Below are 18,176 nucleotides of genomic sequence, written 5' to 3'. Positions count from 1 at the left end.
GTCCTGTACTCAAGCTGAGTTCTCTCCGGCTACTGCCGGAGCGAACTCACTTCCCGTCGGCCTTGAACATCGCCGCGATGAGATCGCGGTTCAGCTTCGAGATCGACTCGAGCGGGATGCCCTTGGGGCACACCGCCGCGCACTCGCCGATGTTGGTGCAGTTGCCGAAGCCCTCTTCGTCGTGCTGCGCCACCATCGACTTCACGCGGCGGTAGCGCTCGGGCTGGCCCTGCGGCAGCATCGCCAGGTGCGTGATCTTCGCCGCCGTGAACAGCATCGCGGAGCTGTTCGGGCACGCCGCGACGCAGGCGCCGCAGCCGATGCACGTGGCGTTGTCGAACGCTTCGTCGGCCTCCCGTTTGGGGGCGGGGGTCGAGTGCGCGTCCGGCGCCGAGCCCGTGTTCGAGGAGATGAAGCCGCCCGCCTGGATGATCCGGTCGAACGAGGTTCGATCCACCGCGAGGTCCTTGATCACCGGGAACGCACCCGCACGCCACGGCTCGATGTCGATGGTCGCGCCGTCGGCGAAGGAGCGCATGTGGAGCTGGCACGTCGTGGTGCGCACACCCTCCGGCGCGCCATGGGCGACACCGTTGATGACCACGCCACACATGCCGCAGATACCCTCGCGGCAGTCGTGGTCGAACGCCACCGGCTCCTCGTTGCGGTTGGTGAGATTCTCGTTGAGAAGGTCAAGCATCTCCAGGAAGGACATGTCCTCGGACACGCCGTCCAGGTCGTACTCGACCATCCGGCCGGCAACCTCCGGGCCGGCCTGACGCCAGATACGTAGCTTGAGCTTCACTTGTAACTCCGTTGCTTCAGTTCGATTGCCTTGTAGTTCAGCGGCTCTCGGTGCAGCACGGGCTTGCCACCCTCGCCGCCCCACTCCCAGGCCCCCACGTAGAGGAACTCGTCGTCGTGACGCAGCGCCTCGCCGTCCTCGGTCTGGGACTCACCCCGGAAGTGACCGCCACAGGACTCGCGACGGTGCAGGGCGTCGATGCACATGAGCTCGCCCAGCTCGAAGAAGTCCGCGACGCGGCCGGCCCGCTCCAGGGCCTGGTTGAAGTCCTCGTTCACGCCGGTGACCCGGACGTTGGACCAGAACTCCTGCTTGAGCGCACGGATGAGGCGGATGGCCTTCTTCAGACCCTCATCGGTGCGGTACATGCCGCAGTACTCCCACATGATGTTGCCGAGTTCCTTGTGGAACGAGTCCACCGAGCGGGTGCCCCGGATGCTCAGCAGCTTGTCGATGCGGGCCTGTGCCGACTCCCGGGCCTCGACGACCGCGGGGTGGTCCTGACCGACCTTGTCGAACGGTGCGTCCGCGAGGTAGTCGTTGATGGTGTTCGGCAGGACGAAGTAGCCGTCCGCCAGGCCCTGCATCAGCGCGGAGGCACCGAGGCGGTTCGCGCCGTGATCGGAGAAGTTGGCCTCGCCGGTCACGTACAGGCCGGTGATCGACGACTGCAGGTCGTAGTCCACCCACAGGCCACCCATGGTGTAGTGCACCGCCGGGTAGATGCGCATCGGCACCTCGTACGGGTTCTCACCGGTGATCTGCTGGTACATGTCGAAGAGGTTGCCGTACTTGGCTTCGACGGCCTTCTGCCCGAGACGCTTGATGGCGTCCGAGAAATCGAGGTACACGCCGCGGCGGACCTGACGCTCGACACCGTGCTCGTCGCGCTCCGTGACGGCCGGGCCGACGCCGCGGCCCTCGTCGCACATGTTCTTCGCCTGCCGCGACGCGATGTCGCGCGGGACCAGGTTGCCGAAGGACGGGTAGATCCGCTCCAGGTAGTAGTCGCGGTCCTCCTCGGCGATCTGCCGCGGATCCTTCGCGCAGTCCTCGGCCCGCTTCGGGACCCAGATGCGGCCGTCGTTGCGGAGCGACTCGGACATCAGCGTGAGCTTCGACTGCGTGTCGCCGTGCACCGGGATGCAGGTCGGGTGGATCTGCGTGTAGCAGGGGTTGCCGAAGTAGGCACCCTTGCGGTGCGCCCGCCAGGTGGCGGTCACGTTGCAGCCCATGGCGTTGGTGGACAGGAAGAAGACGTTGCCGTAGCCGCCGGTGGCGAGCACGACGGCGTCCGCGGTCCAGGTCTCGACCTTGCCGTTGACCATGTTGCGGGTCACGATGCCGCGGGCACGCCCGTCGACCAGGATCAGCTCCACCATCTCGTGGCGGGCGTACATCTTGACCGTTCCGGCCGCGATCTGACGCTCGAGCTGCTGGTAGACGCCGATCAGCAGCTGCTGACCCGTCTGGCCGCGCGCGTAGAAGGTGCGCTGCACCTGCACGCCGCCGAAGGACCGGGTGTCGAGCAGGCCGCCGTACTCGCGGGCGAAGGGGACGCCCTGCGCGACGCACTGGTCGATGATGTTGGCCGACACCTCGGCGAGCCGGTAGACGTTGGTCTCCCGGGCGCGGTAGTCGCCGCCCTTGACCGTGTCGTAGAACAGGCGGTGCGTGGAGTCGTTGTCGTTGCGGTAGTTCTTCGCCGCGTTGATGCCGCCCTGGGCCGCGATGGAGTGGGCCCGGCGCGGGCTGTCCTGGTAGCAGAAGTTGAGGACGTTGTAGCCGGCCTCACCCAGCGTCGCGGCCGCGGCGCCACCGGCGAGGCCGGTGCCGACGACGATGATGCTGAGCTTGCGGCGGTTCGCCGGGTTGACCAGGCGGGCCTGGAACTGGCGGGTCTGCCACACCTTGTCGATCGGCACACCCTGGGGGGCCTTGGTGTCGGCGATGTCCTGGCCGTCGACCCAGTAGTCGTTGACGGCCGCGGGGGTCGTGGTGGGTGCAGTCATCAGATACCAACTCCGAACAGAACGGCCAGCGGCATGATCATGAAGCCGACGAACAGGACGACCGCCACGATGATGGCCAGCACGTTGAGGATGCGTGCCGAGCGGCCGCTCGTGTTGCCGCCGAGGGTGACGAAGGCGCTCCAGAATCCGTGCCGGATGTGCATGCAGATGAGCACCATGCAGACGGCGTAGAGGAGCACCATCCACCAGAGGCTGAACGCGGCCAGCACCAGCGTGTGCGGCTCGTCCGCGTCCCCGCCGCTGACCGAACCGGGCACGATCGTGAACTGGATGAGGTGGAAGATCAGGAAGGCCGCGATGATGATGCCGCCCCAGCGCATGGTGCGCGAGGAGTACGTCTGCGCCTTCTTGCGGCTCGTCACGTACTTGTCACCGCGGTTCTTCAGCGTCCCGGCCGACAGCGACGCCGCGGCCCAGATGTGGAGGATGACGGACAGGACGAGGGCGAACCGGAAGATCCAGATGAACCACCCGGCCGGGAGGATCGGGTACAGGATCCCGCCGTCCTCGGTGGTCCCCTTGAGCCAGTGAGCGTAGTGATCGAAGGCCTCGGGACCCAGGAACATCTTCAGGTTGCCGTACATGTGCATGAGCAGGAACGCGATCATGATGAGTCCGGTCACCGCCATGATGACCTTCTTCACCACCGTCGAACGCAGCGCACGTTGATGAAGGGTGAGTGTTGTTGCCACGGACGTCACTCTAGCCAACTGGACCCGCGAGAGGGCGGTGGGGTGACTTATCGAACCCGCGTTTCGCTAGGCTATTTACGTGCGTTTCTCGTCGCGAATATCATCGCCGAGCAGATCTGGGCGGCGGGTACGGGTGCGCTCCAGTGCCTGTTCCGACCTCCACTGCGCCACTCGGCCGTGGTGGCCGCTGAGGAGGACGTCGGGTACCTCGCGGCCCCGCCAGACGGGCGGCTTGGTGTAGTTGGGATACTCCAGCAATTGGTCGTGTCCCGCGGAGTGCGACTCCTCCACCAGCGATTCCGGGTTGCCCAGGACCCCCGGGAGCAGTCTGACGACCGCCTCGATGATGGCCAGCGCCGCCACCTCCCCGCCGTTGAGGACGTAGTCGCCCAGCGACACCTCGACCAGTTCGTAGGCGTCTGCGCAGTGGTCGATGACCCGCTGGTCGATGCCTTCGTAGCGGCCGCAGGCGAAGACGAGACGGGGGCGACCCGCCAGCTCGTAGGCCAGCTCCTGCGTGAAAGGCCGGCCGGCCGGGGTGGGCACGACGACGGTCATGGGCAGCGGCGACGTCTGCTCCAGCGCGTCGAACGCCTCGCCCCACGGTTCGGGCTTCATGACCATGCCCGCGCCGCCTCCGTACGGGGTGTCGTCGACGGTGCGGTGGCGGTCGTGCGTCCAGTCCCGCAGGTCGTGGACCGCGACGTCGACGGTGCCGGCGTTGATGGCCTTACCGACGAGGCTGAGCCCGAGGGGCGCGAAGTAGTCGGGGAAGATCGTGACGATGTCGAGCCTCATTCGTCGATGTCCTCCAGCAGTCCCCCGACGTCGGCCAACCTGACCACCCCTGCCGCGAGGTCGACCTCAGGCACGAGAGCCGCCACGAATGGGACGAGCCGCTCCTCGCCCGACGCCGTCGCGATCTGCAGCACGTCCTGCGCGGGCAGGTGCAGGACGTCCTCGACCCGACCGACCTCACGCCCCACATGGTCCAGGACCAGCAGCCCCACGAGCTGCCGGTCGAAGTACTCCTCCGGCTCGCTCGGCGACTCGTCGGCCGGCACGCGAGCGGTGAGGAGCGCCCCGGTGAGCGCCTCGACGGCGGTGCGGTCCGGATAGCCGACGAGGCCGACCACCAGCCGGCCGCGGTTCCACCGCACCCGCGCGACCTCAATCCGTCGGCCGTCGATGAAGAGCTCGGCCCCCTCGTGGAACCGGCGCCCGGGCTCGTCGGTGAGCACGTCGACGGCGATGTCGCCTTTGATGCCGTGGGCGCGCCCCAGCCGCCCGACGGTGACCTCGATGAGCTCGCTCATCCCTTGACCTGCCTCTCGTGGGGCGGAGCGCCCCGTGACGCGCGGACGCCCCGGGCTCCGCAGGGGAACCCGGGGCGTCCGCGCGATGTTCAGCGCCGGCGCGGACGATCGACGTCCACGAAGTCGACGCGGATGCTCTCCTTGCCGGCGAGCGCCGTGATGACGGTCCGCAGGGCCTGCGCGGTGCGGCCCTGGCGCCCGATCACCTTGCCGACGTCGTCGGGGTGGACGCGGACCTCGAGGAGTCGACCTCGCCGCAGATCCTTGTCCTTGACGGTCACGTCGTCCGGATTCGACACGATTCCGGCGACGAGGTGCTCCAGCGCCTCGGCCAGCACGATCAGGCCTCTTCGGCCGGCGCCTCGGCGTCGTCGGCCGCGGGGGCCTCAGCCGCAGGAGCCTTCTCCGCCTCGGAGGCCTTCTTCTTGGCCTTCGAGATGGCCGGCGCGGTGGCGTCGGAATCCTCGGCGAGAGCCTTCGCGAACTCGGCCTCACGGTCGCGGCGCGGGGGCTGCGGGTCGATGCCCGCCGGCGTGGTGTCGCCGGTGAACTTCTGCCAGTCACCGCTGCGCTTGAGGATCGCGACGACAGCCTCGGTGGGCTGCGCGCCCACGGACAGCCAGTACTGGGCGCGCTCCGAGTCCACGCGGATCACCGAGGGATCGTTCTTCGGGTGGTAGATGCCGATCTCTTCGATGGCCTTGCCGTCACGCTTGGCGCGCGAATCGATCACGATGATGCGGTAGTGGGGCGAGCGAATCTTGCCGAGTCGCTTCAGGCGAATCTTGGTTGCCACTGGTGTGGGATCTCCTGTACTGAGAGTCTGGTGCAGACGTTGAGCGATGGACATGCGCAGGCGCGTGGGGCACGCTGCACGTGAACCTGGGTCCCCTGCGTCCGGTTGAGAGGGCCCGGGCACAGAGATGCATCCGACATTGTGCCAGATGCCGCACCGGCGCCCAAACGCCGGCGCGGCCCGTCGCCTAGGATCACGGCGTGGACATCAGCGAGGCGGCGTTCGAGTCGCTGGTCGAGGAGGCGTTGGGGCAGCTGCCCGAGCAACTCACCGTCGGCCTGGACAACCTCATCTTCGTCATCGAGGACGAGCCGGAGGACGGCTCGGACTCGCTCGGCTGGTACGAGGGGACGGCGCTGACCGAGCGTGACCAGTACGGCTACGGCCAGCTGCCGGATCGCATCGTGCTGTTCCGAGGCCCCCTGACGCGCATGTGCCGCCACGAGGACCAGCTGTTCGAGGAGATCTGGGTCACGCTGCTGCACGAGCTCGGCCACTACCACGGCATCGAGGAGGACGCCCTCCACGAGCTGGGTTGGGGCTGAGTCAGCCGCAGACCGCCGGCAGCTGGCCCGCGAAGGCGAGCGGCTGTCCCCCACCGCAGAACGCGCCGCTGACCGCCGGGCGCACGCCCTCGCGGGCGTCGACGGCGGGCGACTGGCCGAACGGGCGCTCGACACCCAGCCACGCCTCCCACATGTCCGGCGGCTGCACCGCCTCGACGCGCGTGTCGTCGGGATCCAGCCCGGCGGCCTCGGCGGCGTGCCGGAAGAAGTCCTCCCGGCCCATCACGCCGTCGATCAGGCCGAGCTCCTGCGCGCGGCGCGAGTCGTAGAGGTGCGCCCCGAGGGTGTCGCGGATGGCGTCCTCGGCGATGCCCCGGTGCTCCGCGACGTGGGAGACGAAGGCGTCGTACTCGTTGGCCAGCCCCTGCTGGTACACCGCCCGCTCCTCGTCGGTCATCGGACGGTACGGGTTGCCGAAGTCCTTGCCCTCGCCCGCGGTCAGGTACTCGGTGGTGATGCCGCCGGTGGTCGTCACGCCGCTCTCAAGCAGGCTGCCGCTGGTGGCGATCACGCCGTCGTAGTACACGAAGGGGCCGAAGATGACCCCGATGGATCCGACCATCGCCCCGTGGTCGGCGAGGATCTCGTCGGCGGGCGCGGTGGCGTACACGCCGCCGGAGGCGGACGTCGAGCTCACGTGCACCAGGACCGGGTTCCCGGTGCGCTCGCGGTAGCGGACGATCGCGTCGCTGATCGCCCGCGACCCCGCGATGCTGCCACCCGGGGTGTTGACGAGCAGCACGACGCCCGAGGCGTCGTCGTCGCCGAGCGAGTCGATCTCGGAGGCCACCTCGTAGCCGTACGTGCCGGAGACCAGGAGCGAGCCGTCGGAGGCGTCGGCCAGGATCGGTCCCGCCACCGGGACCGCCCGCAGCGTCTGGGACCCGTCGCCCCAGATGGTCGCCAGGCGCGTGGTGGCGGAGCCCGCGGCGGTGCCGACCAGCGTCAGCGAGCTCGCGATCAGGAGCGCGCCCAGCGCCAGCGAGCTGACCAGGATCGCCACGCCGAGCCCGAGGCCGATGCCGGTGCCCAGGCCGAAGCCGTGTCCGAAGCCTCCTGCGGGCCGTGCCGCGGCGGGCGCCGGCGCGGAGACAGGTTCCATCCTGCCGGGGCCGGGCGGGGGCAGGTCGGGCGAGCGCTCGCCGACGGACGGGGGCGGGAAGGCGGGCTGCTGATCGGTCATCGGGTCCTCCTGCTGGTCGACGCGCCCACCCTAGCCGGAGGCGGGTCCGCCGCCGGAGGTCAGCCGATGACGCGGCCGCGGAGCACCAGGGCCCGCGGGCGGCGCAGCGTGCTGAGGTCCTGGCGCGGGTCGGCGTCGAGGACGATGAGGTCGGCGCTCGCCCCGGGGGTCAGGGAGTCGGCACCGAGCCAGGTCCGCGCGCGCCAGCTCGCCGCGCCCAAGGCGTAGTCGGCGCCGGCGATCGCGGCCAGTTCGTCGATCTCGTCGCGGATCCGGCCGTGCTCGATGACCGTCCCGGCGTCAGTACCGGCGTAGACGGGCACACCCGCCTCGATGGCGGCCCCGATGGTGCGGTGGCGGCGCTCGTAGAGGTCCATCATGTGCGTGAAGTAGCGGGGGAACTTCTCCTGCGCCGGGGCGGCGTAGGCGGGGAAGTTATCCAGGTTGATCATCGTCGGCACCAGCGCGGTGCCGCGGGCGGCCATGTCGGCGATGCCCTCGTCCGACAGTCCGGTGCCGTGTTCGATGCAGTCGATGCCGGCGGCGACGAGTTCGTGCACTGCCTGCTCCCCGAAGCAGTGCGCCGTGACCCGGGCGCCCTCCTCGTGCGCTACGGCGATCGCCTGCGCCGCGACGTCGGCGGGCCACAGCGGAGCCAGGTCACCGACGCCCCGGTCGATCCAGTCCCCCACCAGCTTGACCCAGCCGTCGCCGGACCGCGCCTCGTGGCGCACCTGGTCGACGAGCTGCTCCGGTTCCACCTCGGCGCCCAGGTGACGGATGTACCGCTTGGGCCGGGCGACGTGCCGGCCGGCGCGGAGGAGCCGCGGCAGCGCCGCGTCCTGCTGCACCCACCGGGTGTCCGACGGCGATCCGGCGTCGCGGATCAGCATCGTGCCCGCGGCGAGGTCGGCTCGGGCCTGCTGCAGGGTGCGGTCGTGGCTGACCCCGCCCTCGGGCCCCAGGCCGATGTGGCAGTGGGCGTCGACGAGCCCCGGCAGGACCCAGCACCCCTCCGCGAGGGTCTCCGCGCCGGACACGGGTTCGTCGGTCAGGAGCCCGCCGTCGATCCAGAGCTCCCGCGGCTCGTCGTCGGGCAGGAACACTCCAGCGATGCGCAGGGCCATGGATGTCTCCTGGTCAGAACTTGGGCTTGTTGGCGTCGAACATCTTCTGCAGCTCCGGGGGCAGCTGGAACTCGTCCAGTGACTGCGGGGCGGGGGCGGCGGGCCGGGCCGACGGCTGGCTGCGCACGCCCTTGGGCCCCTTGCGCTGCTGCTTCTTCGGCTGCTTCTTCTGCGGTGCGCGCCGTCCGCCCATGCCCGGCATCCCCGGCATGCCGGGCATGCCGCCGCCGGCCATGGCCTCCATCATCTTGCGGGCCTCGACGAACCGGGTGACGAGCTTGTTGACCTCCGACACCTGGACGCCGGCGCCCTTGGCGATGCGCGCGCGGCGGGATCCGTTGAGGACCGACACGTCGTCGCGCTCGGCCGGGGTCATGGAGTAGATGATCGCCTCGATCCGGTCGATCTCCTTCTCGTCGATCTCGTTGATGGCGTCCTTGAACTGGCCGGCACCGGGCAGCATGCCGAGGATCTTGGACATGGGTCCCATCTTGCGCAGCTGCTGCATCTGCGACAGGAAGTCCTGCAGGCCGAACTTGCCGCGCCCCATGAGCTTCTCGGCGGCCGCGCGCGACTGCTCGGCGTCGAAGGTCTTCTCGGCCTGCTCGATCAGGGTGAGCACGTCGCCCATGCCGAGGATGCGCGACGCCATCCGGTCCGGGTGGAAGCGGTCGAAGTCGCCCAGCGCCTCGCCGCTCGAGGCGAACATGATGGGCTTGCCGAGGACGCGCGCGATGGAGAGCGCCGCGCCGCCGCGGGCGTCGCCGTCGAGTTTGGTGAGCACGACCCCGTCGACCCCGACCCCCTCGTCGAAGGCCTTGGCGGTGTTGACGGCGTCCTGGCCGATCATGGCGTCGACGACGAACAGCGTCTCGTGCGGGCGGACCGCGGCCTTGATGTCCGCGGCCTGCTGCATGAGCTCCTCGTCGATGCCCAGCCGGCCCGCGGTGTCGACGATGACGACGTCGTACAGCTTGGCCGACGCGTGGGCGATGGCACGGCGGGCCACGTCGACCGGGTCACCGACGCCGTTGCCGGGTTCGGGGGCGAAGACGTGCACGCCGGCGCGCTCGCCGACGATCTGCAGCTGGTTGACGGCATTGGGCCGCTGCAGGTCCGCGGCCACGAGCAGCGGAGCGTGCTTCTCGGCCTTCAGCCAGCGGGCCAGCTTGCCGGCCAGGGTCGTCTTGCCCGCGCCCTGGAGGCCGGCGAGCATGATGACCGTGGGCGGCTGCTTGGCGAAGCGGACCGCGCGCGCCTCACCGCCGAGGATCGAGATGAGTTCCTCGTGGACGAACTTGATGACCTGCTGCGACGGGTTGAGCGCCTTGGAGAGCTCGGCCTCCATCGCCCGGCCCTTCACGGCCGCGACGAACTCCTTGACCACACCAAGGTTGACGTCGGCCTCAAGCAGCGCGATGCGGATCTCCCGCATGGTGGCGTCGATGTCCGCCTCGGTGAGGCGGCCCTTGGCCCGCAGGCCCTTGAACACCGACGACAACCGGTCCTGCAGCGTGTCGAACACTGTTTGAGCCCTTCACCAGACGACTGAACCGCACCAGGATACCGGGGATCGGACCCGCCTCCGCCCCGGCGGCGCGGCTACCGATAGGCTCCTGACACACTCGCCCGATGACTGCGAAAGGAACCGCCCGCATGAGGATCGGCATCCCCGACGAGGCCCCCGAGACCCGGGCTGCGGCCACACCGGCCACCGTGACGGCTTTGTTGACCCTCGGCTACGACGTCGTCGTCCAGGCCGGCGCGGGGGCGCGGTCCTCGTTCCCCGACCACGCGTATCGCGACGCGGGAGCCGCGATCGGTACCGCCGACGACGTGTGGTCCAGCGATGTCGTGGCGATGGTCGGCGAGCCCTCACCTGCCCAGCAGGCGCTCATGCGTCCCGGTCACGTCCTCATCGGGTTCCTGCACCCGCGGTCGGACACCGCGCTCATCGAGGCGTTGGCGGCGCGGGGCGTCACGGCGCTGTCGATGGACATGGTGCCGCGCATCTCCCGCGCCCAGTCACTGGACGCGCTCAGCTCCATGGCCAACATCGCCGGCTACCGAGCCGTCATTGAGGCCGGGCACGCCTTCGGGCGGTTCTTCACGGGCCAGGTGACCGCGGCCGGCAAGGTGCCGCCCGCCAAGGTGTTCGTCATCGGCACTGGCGTCGCGGGGCTCGCCGCCATCGGCGCCGCCGGCGGCCTCGGCGCCGAGGTGACCGCCACCGACGTCCGCCCCGAGACCGCCGAGCAGGTCGAATCGATGGGTGCGAAGTTCGTCAAGGTCGCCGAGGTGGAGGAGGTGCGCTCCTCCGACGGCTACGCGCGCGACACGTCCGCGGACTACGCGGCCAAGGCCGCGGAGCTCTACGCCAGGCAGGCGGCCACCGTCGACATCATCATCACCACCGCCGCGATCCCGGGCCGCCCGTCGCCCAAGCTCATCACGGCGGAGATGGTCGAGTCCATGAGGCCCGGGAGCGTCATCGTCGACCTGGCCGCGGCTGGCGGCGGCAACTGCGTCCTCACACGGCCGGGTGAGACCTACACCACCGACGGCGGCGTCACGATCGTCGGCTACACGGACCTCGCGAGCCGACTGCCCGGCCAGGCCTCCCAGCTGTACGGCACCAACATCGTCAACCTGCTCAAACTGCTCACCCCCGACAAGGACGGCGAGCTGCGACTCGACTTCAACGACGTCGTGCACCGCCAGATGACCGTCGTGCGCGACGGAGAGGTGACGTTCCCGCCACCCCCCATCGAGGTGTCCGTGGCGCCCGCTGCCGCAGCCGCCCCGGCCCCCGTCGCCATCCCCACCGCCGCCCCGCCACCGGACCAGTGGGCGCGCTTCCGGATGGTGCTGATGCTGGTGGCCGGTTGGCTGCTGCTGTCGCTGCTGCTGCCCGGCGGTTTCCTGTCCAGCATCCTGGTCTTCGGACTGGCGATGGTCGTGGGCTACTACGTCATCTGGGGTGTCGAGCCCGCCCTCTACACGCCGCTGATGAGCGTGTCCAACGCGGTGTCCGGCATCACGATCGTCGGCGCCATCACCCAGCTCACGTCCCCCCTGCTGTCCGTGCAGATCATCGCCTTCGTCGCCATCGTCCTGGCCGGCATCAACTGCGTGGGCGGCTTCGCCATCACCAACCGCATGCTCGCCATGTTCAAGAGGAGCTGAACCCATGCTCGACAACATCGTGTTCGGCGGCTACATCGCGGCCGCGCTCCTGTTCATCCTCAGCATCGTCGGGCTCGGCAAGCAGGAGACGGCCCGCAGCGGCAACGCCTTCGGCATCGCCGGCATGACGCTCGCGGTGCTCGCCACGGTCATCCACACCTTCACGCGCGAGTGGAACACGGTCGGCTTCGTCCTGCTCCTGGTCGCGCTCGCCATCGCCTTCACCGTCGGGCTCCTCTACTCCACGCGGGTCGCCATGACGGGTCTGCCCGGGCTCGTGGCGCTGTTCAACGCGTTCGGCGGCCAGGCGTCCGCCGCGGTGGGCATCAACTCCGCGCTGCAGGTCGAGAGCTACCCGGTCCTCAGCGACCAGATCGTCCACGGCGTGACGGTGTGGGCCGCGGTGGTCGTGGGCGCCCTGACGTTCTCCGGCTCCATCGTCGCGTTCGGCAAGCTGGGCGGGCGGATCACGTCGCGCCCCGTCGTCCTGAGCGCCCGCTGGCTGGTGATGGGACTCCTCGGCGTGGGCCTGGTCGGCTCGCTCGCGTGGTACCTGGCCGCCCCGAACATCTGGCCGCTGGTCATCGCGCACGTCCTCGGCTACGTGTTCGGCATCCTCATGGTCCTCGCGATCGGCGGCGCGGACATGCCCGTGGTCGTCAGCTTCCTCAACTCCTTCTCGGGCTGGGCAGGGGCGCTGTCCGGCTTCGCGATCGGCTCGGACCTCCTCGTCGTGGCCGGCACGATCGTCGGCATGTCCGGCATCATCCTGTCGATCGTCATGGCGCGCGGCATGAACCGCTCGATCGCCAACGTGCTGCTCGGCGGATTCGGCACGGCCGACTCGACCGGCGCCGCGGTCGCGATGCTCGACGCTGACGGCAACCCGCTGCAGGCGGTCAGCGCCGGCGCCGACGAGGTGGCGGGCTGGCTGCGGGACGCCGACTCCGTCATCATCGCGCCCGGCTACGGCATGGCCGTGGCGCAGGCGCAGCACCCGGTCGCGGAACTCACCCGACGCCTCATCGCGCAGGGCAAGACCGTGCGGTTCGCGATCCACCCGGTGGCGGGCCGGCTGCCCGGCCACATGAACGTCCTGCTGGCCGAGGCCCGGGTGCCCTACGACATCGTCCTGGAGATGGACGAGATCAACGACGACTTCCCCCGCACCGACGTCGTGCTCGTCATCGGCGCCAACGACACCGTCAACCCGGCCGCGATGGAGGCGGGCTCGCCCATCTCGGGCATGCCGGTCCTCCACGTGTGGGAGTCGCGGCAGGTGGTGGTGTTCAAGCGCTCCATGGCGGCCGGCTACTCGGGTGTCGAGAACCCGCTGTTCGTCCGCGAGAACACCGCGATGCTGTTCGGCGACGCCAAGGCCAGCGCCGAGGCGCTCGTCCAGGCGGTGGGGGCACCGGCGTCGGTCTGAGCTCTCAGCGCGCCGGCAGCGCCACGCGCAGCACCCACTCGCCGTCGTCGGGGCCGACGGCGAAGCGCCCGCCCAACAGGTCGACGCGCTCGCGGATCCCCGCCAGGCCGTACCCGAGGGACAGTCGCGACAGGCGACGCCGCGCGGGGATCGCGCTGCTCATGCGCAGGATGACCTCGTCGCCCAGCACCTCGACGGTGATGGCGCACTCGCCGTCGCGGCTGGCGTAGCGCAGGACGTTGGTGACGCCCTCCTGCATGACCCGGGTGAGGGTGCGCAGCGTGGGCGCCGGTAGCTCGTCGGCGGTCGCATCCACGGAGACCGATGACTTGAATCCGTTGTCGCGGAGGGTCTGGGACAGGACGCCGACGACCGTCGTGGGCCTGACCAGTGCGACCCCGTCGGCTCCGCCCTCTGCCCCGGCCATGATGCGCCCGAGGAGCTCCATCTCCTCCCCCGCCCCGATGATGGACCGGCGCATCCTGTCGAGGGCGGTGCGCAGTTCCACCGGGTCGTCGCTGTCGCCGAAGGCCATGCACTGGAGGGTGGCGACGGAGAGATGGTGCGCGACCACGTCGTGCAGCTCGCGCGCCAGCAGGTTGCGCTCCTCGGTGCGGATGCGTTCTGCCGTGGCCTGCAGCGCCCTCATCTCCGTCAGGTGCCGGCGGCGCGACATCAGGAAATGCCGGGCGGCCACCATCGTCGGGAGCGCGACGAGGACGATCGCGGCCACCAGCGCCCGCTCCCGCACGGCCCCGACGTCGACGGCGGTCGCCATGAGCAGCGCGACGGAGGCCGCGGCGCCCAGGAGACCGGCGGCCCAGCGCTTGGTGACCCGGGCGGCCTGCAGGCAGGCGACCAGGAGCAGCGCCAGCAGCGCAAGGTCGTCGGAGTGCGGCGTGAAGAGCATCCCCAGCGTCGCGGCCACCGCGGGCAGTGTGCCCACCACGGGCCACCAGAGCAGCAGGCCCGCCGCGGTGAATCCGGCTAGTTCCCAGGCGAGGTCCCAGCGGATCTCGCCGGCCATCAGCGCGCCGGGGAGTTGGGCGCCCGCCGTGAGCCCGCCCATGGTCAGGGCCATGGTCAGCACGCCGCGCAGCGTCGCCATCGACAGCCACTGCTGCCAGGCGGGTCCCGTGGCCGGTGTCTCGCGGTCCATGGCGGCGTCGAGTGCGGGCGGCAGTTCCATGCGCAGCATCCGCTTGCCGGCGCGGATCTGGGTCCGCAGGATGCCGCCGAGGGCGTCGACGCGCTGGCTGAGCCGGTCGAGGCGCCGCTCCTGCTCCGGGTCCGGGACCAGCGCGGCCGGGTAGGCGGCGTCGAGCAGCACCCATCCGCGACGGCGCTCCGCGGTGACTGTGACGGCAGTCCGGCCGTCGGTGGGAGGCTCCTCGGCCAGCGCGGCAAGGACGACCTCTTCCAAGGCCTTGACGACGGTGGCCTGCGTGACCCGGCTGAGTCCGTCGAGATCGGCCGGCAGGTCCAGAGCGGTGGACATCCCGCGGGCCGCGAGGCGCTGCTCCGAGCGGTGCGCCATGTCCGACACGGTCGGTCCGGCGATGGATTCGTCGTGTCCGCCTGCGGTCGCGTCCTCGCGGAGCATCCCCACCAGCGCGCGGACCTCGCCCAACGCCCTCAGGCAGGCGTCGTTGATCGCGTGGATGGCGCCGCGGAGGGTCGCGGGGTCCGTCACGGGCGCGGACTCCTCGAGCACGCGCCGGCTCTCGGCGAGCCCCACGGTGATGAGCGTGCGGAGTTCTCCGCCCAGCCGGGCGCGCTCCTCGGCTCGGATGCGCGACGTGTCGTCCTCCATGACGAGGATGCGTCCCTGGCCACGACGCCGGGCCAGCAGCATGCCCCGCAGCAGCCCCCCCGCCACCAACCCTGGGATGAGCAGGACCAGGTAGGAGGCCGTCATCTCCCACCAGGGAGGGCTCTGCAGTCCGCGGAGGACCGCGTAGCTGAGGAACAGCCCCACGGTCGCCGCGGCCTCCAACGGTTTGGCGACAGCCACAAACGCGCCGGTGACAAACACAGGAGCCAACACGTCAGCTTCCATGTTGCCGAATGTCAGCGTCAGCATCATGGGAGCCAGCGCGACCAGAAGGCTAAGTTTGGGACGCCAGAGCGCGATGACGCACGCTGTCGCCTCCAGCACCTGAGCCAGGGGCGAGACCGCGGTGTGCCATCCCGCCCGCTCCCATTCGATCAGATTGCCGAGTGCACCGAAGACCACCGTAGCCGCGAGGATGTAGCGGGAAGCGTTGAGCAGGTCCGTGGATCTAGTACGGACTGTCTTGGACGCACTTCCGCCGGGACTGGCCTGTCTAGCCTCGTCCCGGCGGAGAGATGGGGTGCTGATGGTGCCGAAGCGATCAGCGCGGGTGGCACATGGCGAGCCACGGGAAGATCGGGCAGATGAAGTTCGTGTCCTCGGTCACCTTGACGGTGCCGCCCACGGGCTGCGGGGCAGCCGTCTTGGGGGCCGCGACAGCGGACGGGGCGATGGCGACGGCGAGAATGAGACCTGCGACGAGAGAGCGGACCTTCATGGCAATCCTTCGGGGAAGAAATTTGTGGTGTGCAGTACAACTAATACCGGCCCCCCACGGCACCAGATACTGACTTTCGGCCAGACTTTTCCGAGAGCCCTGTAACTCTACCGCCGTGAAACCCCGTTAGGGTACTCACATGAACAGTCCGTGCCGCCTCCTCGTGGTCGACGACGACCCGATGGTCCGCGAGGCCTATCGCATCTTCTTCGCCCGCAATGCCGGCTACCAGGTCGTCGGCGAGGCCAGGGACGGCAACGAGGCGGTGCAGGCCTGGCGGACGCACCGTCCCGACGTGACCCTCATGGACCTCCAGATGCCCGAGAAGTCCGGGGTGGAGGCGACGCGTGAGATCTGCGGCCAGTGGCCCGAGGCCTGCGTCGTGGCGCTGACGACGTTCGGGACTCGCGAGTACATCGTCGCGGCCCTGCGCGCGGGGGCCTCGGGATACCTGCTCAAGGATGCGGGCGGTCCCGCGCTCATCGCCGGGATCCAGCAGGCGTTGGCGGGCGAGATGCCACTGTCGGCGGCGGTGCGCCGCGAGTTGGTCTCGAACGTCCTGGACACACCCGAGCCCAGCCGGCAGACGCCCCCGGATCCCGGGCTGGCTCCCCGCGAGAAGGAGCTCCTGCGGTGGCTGGCCCAAGGCCTGACCAACCAGCAGATCGGTGCGAAGATGTTCGTCTCGGAGGGCACGGTCAAGCAGTACCTGTCGCACATCGGCGACAAGATGGGCCTGAAGTCGAGGACTCAGATCCTGGTGCGGGCCATTCAGCTGGGCATCGTGGATCCAACCGAGATGGACCCCGTCACGAGTCGCTGACCTCAGCGGCGCGACACCGTCGCCGCGACACCGAACGCCCCCACGGCCAGCAGCCCCAGCCAGACCATCGCCGCGCCGATACTCCCCCACGAGCCGTCCGGAACCCCTGACGGGCCGCAGATCGCCGTCGCGACCGCCGACCCGAGCAGCAGCGGCCGGGCGGCGGGGACACCTGAGAGCAGGGGCTCGATGACGAGGGGCCACCCCAGCACCACCGCCATGGTGGGTCCGGTCCGGCGAAGGACCGACGCTACCGCCACGGCCAGGACCACCACGAACACCGCCACCACCGCGGCACGCGCCACCATGGGCGCCGCGGACATCGTCCCGAGACCCTCCTGGCGGTCGTCGGGCGTGACCAGGGCGACGACCACCACGGACAGGAGCGCCGCGAGCGCGGCCGCCACGGACGACACGAGGGCGTGCACGGTCATCGGGGCCAGGACCCAGCGCCATCCCGACGGTTGGAGGAGCCGGGCCACGTCATGGGTGCCGGTCGAGTACTCGCGGCTGACGGACCACGCCGCGGCGACTGCTAGCCCCAGGACGCCGACGCCCGTGAGCGGGACCATCGCGGACGAGTCGGACGCGGGTGGCAGCGCGGGGTCCGTCGCGACGGCCAGTGCGTGACGCAGCGGTAGCACGACGCCGGCCAGGGCGAGCACCAGCGCCGCCGGGACCCACCCCCGGATTCCTGCGAACCTGATGCGCTCCGCGTGCGTCGCGGCTGTGATCACCGCATCCCGCCGACAGCGAGCGCCGCGACACGCGGCACAGCGCCTCCCGCGAGACGGGCCAGGGTGTGGGCCAGACCGTCGTCGGTCTCGACCATGCTGAGGATCTCGAAGCCGACGGCCGCCTCGTTGATCCGCTGCGCCGAGAGTCCCGACACCTCGAGCGAGACACCGTCGTCGGTGAGCCGGGGGGTGACATCGGCGCCCATGCTCTGCAGGAGGTCGAAGAGTTCCCCTTGGCGCTCTGCGCGCAGGACGACGGTGGGGCGGGCCTGGGCCCGCAGTGCCGCGGCGTCCTCGTCGGCGACGATGCGCCCGTGGCCGAGCACGACCACCCGGTCCGCGACCGCGGCCAGCCTGCCGAGCGAGTGCCCGGTCACGAGGACCGCCTTGCCGCGGGCGGCCAGCCGGCGGAGCACCTGGCGCAGCCAGAGCGCGTCGAGTCCGTCGAGATGCCGCAGCGGGTCATCGAGGACGTAGTGGTCGGGGTCCCCGAGCATGGCCGACGCCACGCCCAGCCGGACGCGGAGGGCGGGGGTGAAGTCGCGTACCTTGATCCCCGCGACGCTACCCAGCCCGACCATCTCCAGCAGGTCGTCGACCCGCCGGGACGGCAGCGCCGATCCCGCGGCCATCCACCGCAGGTGATCGCGGGCGGTACGGGCCGGATGGGCCGGCGCTCCGGCCAGCAGGGTACCCACGGCGGTGAGCGGGGAGTCCAGTGATCCGTACGGGGCGCCGTCGATGAGGGCGGATCCGGTGCCGGCGCGGTCCAGTCCGACGATCGCGCGGACCAGCGAGGTGGCCTCGGCGGCGACGGGGCTGACCACTGCGGTGACCTGGCCCGCGGCGACGCGCAGGCTCACGCGATCCAGCACGGGGCGGCGCCCGTGGGTCGTCGAGAGGTCGCGCACGTCGATCACGTCCCGATCCT

General features: G+C 70.2%; 18 protein-coding genes. 4 read left to right on the top strand and 14 right to left on the bottom strand.

The annotated features are described in order from the left end of the window. Window positions 1-46 precede the first annotated feature (46 nt). The 7 genes from ACFQPD_RS13740 to rpsP all read right to left on the bottom strand — a co-directional run bounded on the left by ACFQPD_RS13740 (window position 47) and on the right by rpsP (window position 5,642). Window positions 47-805, bottom strand: a complete 759-nt coding sequence (locus tag ACFQPD_RS13740; protein ID WP_385901330.1) for a succinate dehydrogenase/fumarate reductase iron-sulfur subunit — start codon at window positions 803-805, stop codon at window positions 47-49. Beyond that, window positions 802-2,817 carry a fumarate reductase/succinate dehydrogenase flavoprotein subunit gene (locus ACFQPD_RS13735; protein WP_385901329.1) on the bottom strand — a complete coding sequence of 672 codons (2,016 nt, stop codon included), beginning with the start codon at window positions 2,815-2,817 and terminating at the stop codon, window positions 802-804. Before ACFQPD_RS13735 ends, ACFQPD_RS13740 begins: the two co-directional genes overlap by 4 nt. Beyond that, window positions 2,817-3,467, bottom strand: coding sequence for a succinate dehydrogenase cytochrome b subunit (locus ACFQPD_RS13730; RefSeq protein ID WP_068750103.1), 651 nt, complete (start codon window positions 3,465-3,467; stop codon window positions 2,817-2,819). Before ACFQPD_RS13730 ends, ACFQPD_RS13735 begins: the two co-directional genes overlap by 1 nt. Window positions 3,468-3,605: 138 nt before the next feature. Continuing rightward, a complete protein-coding gene (gene trmD, locus ACFQPD_RS13725; protein ID WP_385901328.1) occupies window positions 3,606-4,328 on the bottom strand; it encodes a tRNA (guanosine(37)-N1)-methyltransferase TrmD in 723 nt (240 codons plus the stop codon). Continuing rightward, window positions 4,325-4,846, bottom strand: coding sequence for a ribosome maturation factor RimM (gene rimM, locus ACFQPD_RS13720; RefSeq protein WP_385901326.1), 522 nt, complete (start codon window positions 4,844-4,846; stop codon window positions 4,325-4,327). Before rimM ends, trmD begins: the two co-directional genes overlap by 4 nt. Window positions 4,847-4,935: 89 nt before the next feature. Continuing rightward, window positions 4,936-5,184 carry an RNA-binding protein gene (locus tag ACFQPD_RS13715; RefSeq protein ID WP_068750059.1) on the bottom strand — a complete coding sequence of 83 codons (249 nt, stop codon included), beginning with the start codon at window positions 5,182-5,184 and terminating at the stop codon, window positions 4,936-4,938. A 2-nt stretch (window positions 5,185-5,186) separates the two neighbouring features. After that, the gene (gene rpsP / locus ACFQPD_RS13710) at window positions 5,187-5,642 is read right to left on the bottom strand and encodes a 30S ribosomal protein S16 (protein WP_068750061.1); all 456 of its coding nucleotides are present in this window, start codon (window positions 5,640-5,642) and stop codon (window positions 5,187-5,189) included. A 200-nt stretch (window positions 5,643-5,842) separates the two neighbouring features. Here rpsP and ACFQPD_RS13705 point away from each other — a divergent pair, with 200 nt between their 5' ends. Continuing rightward, window positions 5,843-6,187 (top strand): metallopeptidase family protein, encoded by a 345-nt coding sequence (locus tag ACFQPD_RS13705; RefSeq protein WP_068750063.1) that lies wholly within the window; start codon window positions 5,843-5,845, stop codon window positions 6,185-6,187. Window position 6,188: 1 nt separating this feature from the next. Here ACFQPD_RS13705 and ACFQPD_RS13700 read toward each other — a convergent pair whose 3' ends face one another. The 3 genes from ACFQPD_RS13700 to ffh are packed head-to-tail and all read right to left on the bottom strand — an operon-like array spanning window position 6,189 to window position 10,043. Then, window positions 6,189-7,391, bottom strand: coding sequence for a S49 family peptidase (locus ACFQPD_RS13700; RefSeq protein WP_385901325.1), 1,203 nt, complete (start codon window positions 7,389-7,391; stop codon window positions 6,189-6,191). A gap of 59 nt (window positions 7,392-7,450) precedes the next feature. Continuing rightward, a complete protein-coding gene (locus ACFQPD_RS13695) occupies window positions 7,451-8,518 on the bottom strand; it encodes an amidohydrolase family protein (protein ID WP_385901324.1) in 1,068 nt (355 codons plus the stop codon). 13 nt (window positions 8,519-8,531) lie between these two features. Further along, the gene (ffh, locus tag ACFQPD_RS13690; RefSeq protein ID WP_068750069.1) at window positions 8,532-10,043 is read right to left on the bottom strand and encodes a signal recognition particle protein; all 1,512 of its coding nucleotides are present in this window, start codon (window positions 10,041-10,043) and stop codon (window positions 8,532-8,534) included. A 131-nt stretch (window positions 10,044-10,174) separates the two neighbouring features. Between ffh and ACFQPD_RS13685 the strand changes: the two genes are divergently transcribed. After that, entirely contained in the window at window positions 10,175-11,704 is a 1,530-nt protein-coding gene (locus tag ACFQPD_RS13685) for a Re/Si-specific NAD(P)(+) transhydrogenase subunit alpha (RefSeq protein ID WP_385901322.1), read from the top strand. A gap of 4 nt (window positions 11,705-11,708) precedes the next feature. Then, a complete protein-coding gene (locus tag ACFQPD_RS13680) occupies window positions 11,709-13,133 on the top strand; it encodes an NAD(P)(+) transhydrogenase (Re/Si-specific) subunit beta (RefSeq protein ID WP_385901320.1) in 1,425 nt (474 codons plus the stop codon). A 4-nt stretch (window positions 13,134-13,137) separates the two neighbouring features. Here ACFQPD_RS13680 and ACFQPD_RS13675 read toward each other — a convergent pair whose 3' ends face one another. Together ACFQPD_RS13675 and ACFQPD_RS13670 are read right to left on the bottom strand one after the other, a co-directional pair. After that, window positions 13,138-15,369, bottom strand: coding sequence for a histidine kinase (locus ACFQPD_RS13675; RefSeq protein ID WP_385901318.1), 2,232 nt, complete (start codon window positions 15,367-15,369; stop codon window positions 13,138-13,140). 139 nt (window positions 15,370-15,508) lie between these two features. Further along, entirely contained in the window at window positions 15,509-15,685 is a 177-nt protein-coding gene (locus ACFQPD_RS13670; RefSeq protein ID WP_385901317.1) for a hypothetical protein, read from the bottom strand. A 139-nt stretch (window positions 15,686-15,824) separates the two neighbouring features. Between ACFQPD_RS13670 and ACFQPD_RS13665 the strand changes: the two genes are divergently transcribed. Next, the gene (locus ACFQPD_RS13665) at window positions 15,825-16,508 is read left to right on the top strand and encodes a response regulator (protein WP_385901315.1); all 684 of its coding nucleotides are present in this window, start codon (window positions 15,825-15,827) and stop codon (window positions 16,506-16,508) included. 2 nt (window positions 16,509-16,510) lie between these two features. Here the strand turns inward: ACFQPD_RS13665 and ACFQPD_RS13660 are convergent, their stop codons facing one another. Both ACFQPD_RS13660 and ACFQPD_RS13655 read right to left on the bottom strand, forming a co-directional pair. Next, window positions 16,511-17,245: a hypothetical protein gene (locus tag ACFQPD_RS13660; RefSeq protein ID WP_385901314.1), complete on the bottom strand. Its 735-nt coding sequence runs from the start codon at window positions 17,243-17,245 to the stop codon at window positions 16,511-16,513. Further along, complete coding sequence (locus ACFQPD_RS13655; RefSeq protein ID WP_385901313.1) at window positions 17,242-18,165, bottom strand: ATP-binding cassette domain-containing protein; 924 nt, start codon at window positions 18,163-18,165, stop codon at window positions 17,242-17,244. The genes ACFQPD_RS13660 and ACFQPD_RS13655 overlap by 4 nt, the downstream gene beginning before the upstream one ends. Between the last annotated feature and the right edge of the window lie 11 nt (window positions 18,166-18,176).

It is taken from the genome of Tessaracoccus sp. O5.2, from assembly GCF_964266725.1.
GTDB lineage: Bacteria > Actinomycetota > Actinomycetes > Propionibacteriales > Propionibacteriaceae > Arachnia > Arachnia lapidicapta.
This window is presented reverse-complemented; position numbering and strand designations above follow the sequence as displayed.

Bases quoted from the DNA above. Each gene is read 5' to 3' on its own strand.
- ACFQPD_RS13735 (WP_385901329.1), bottom strand. From the start codon at position 2,817: ATGACTGCACCCACCACGACCCCCGCGGCCGTCAACGACTACTGGGTC.
- ACFQPD_RS13730 (WP_068750103.1), bottom strand. From the start codon at position 3,467: ATGGCGGTGACCGGACTCATCATGATCGCGTTCCTGCTCATGCACATG.
- trmD (WP_385901328.1), bottom strand. From the start codon at position 4,328: ATGAGGCTCGACATCGTCACGATCTTCCCCGACTACTTCGCGCCCCTC.
- rimM (WP_385901326.1), bottom strand. From the start codon at position 4,846: ATGAGCGAGCTCATCGAGGTCACCGTCGGGCGGCTGGGGCGCGCCCAC.
- ACFQPD_RS13700 (WP_385901325.1), bottom strand. From the start codon at position 7,391: ATGACCGATCAGCAGCCCGCCTTCCCGCCCCCGTCCGTCGGCGAGCGC.
- ACFQPD_RS13695 (WP_385901324.1), bottom strand. From the start codon at position 8,518: ATGGCCCTGCGCATCGCTGGAGTGTTCCTGCCCGACGACGAGCCGCGG.
- ACFQPD_RS13685 (WP_385901322.1), top strand. From the start codon at position 10,175: ATGAGGATCGGCATCCCCGACGAGGCCCCCGAGACCCGGGCTGCGGCC.
- ACFQPD_RS13680 (WP_385901320.1), top strand. From the start codon at position 11,709: ATGCTCGACAACATCGTGTTCGGCGGCTACATCGCGGCCGCGCTCCTG.
- ACFQPD_RS13670 (WP_385901317.1), bottom strand. From the start codon at position 15,685: ATGAAGGTCCGCTCTCTCGTCGCAGGTCTCATTCTCGCCGTCGCCATC.
- ACFQPD_RS13665 (WP_385901315.1), top strand. From the start codon at position 15,825: ATGAACAGTCCGTGCCGCCTCCTCGTGGTCGACGACGACCCGATGGTC.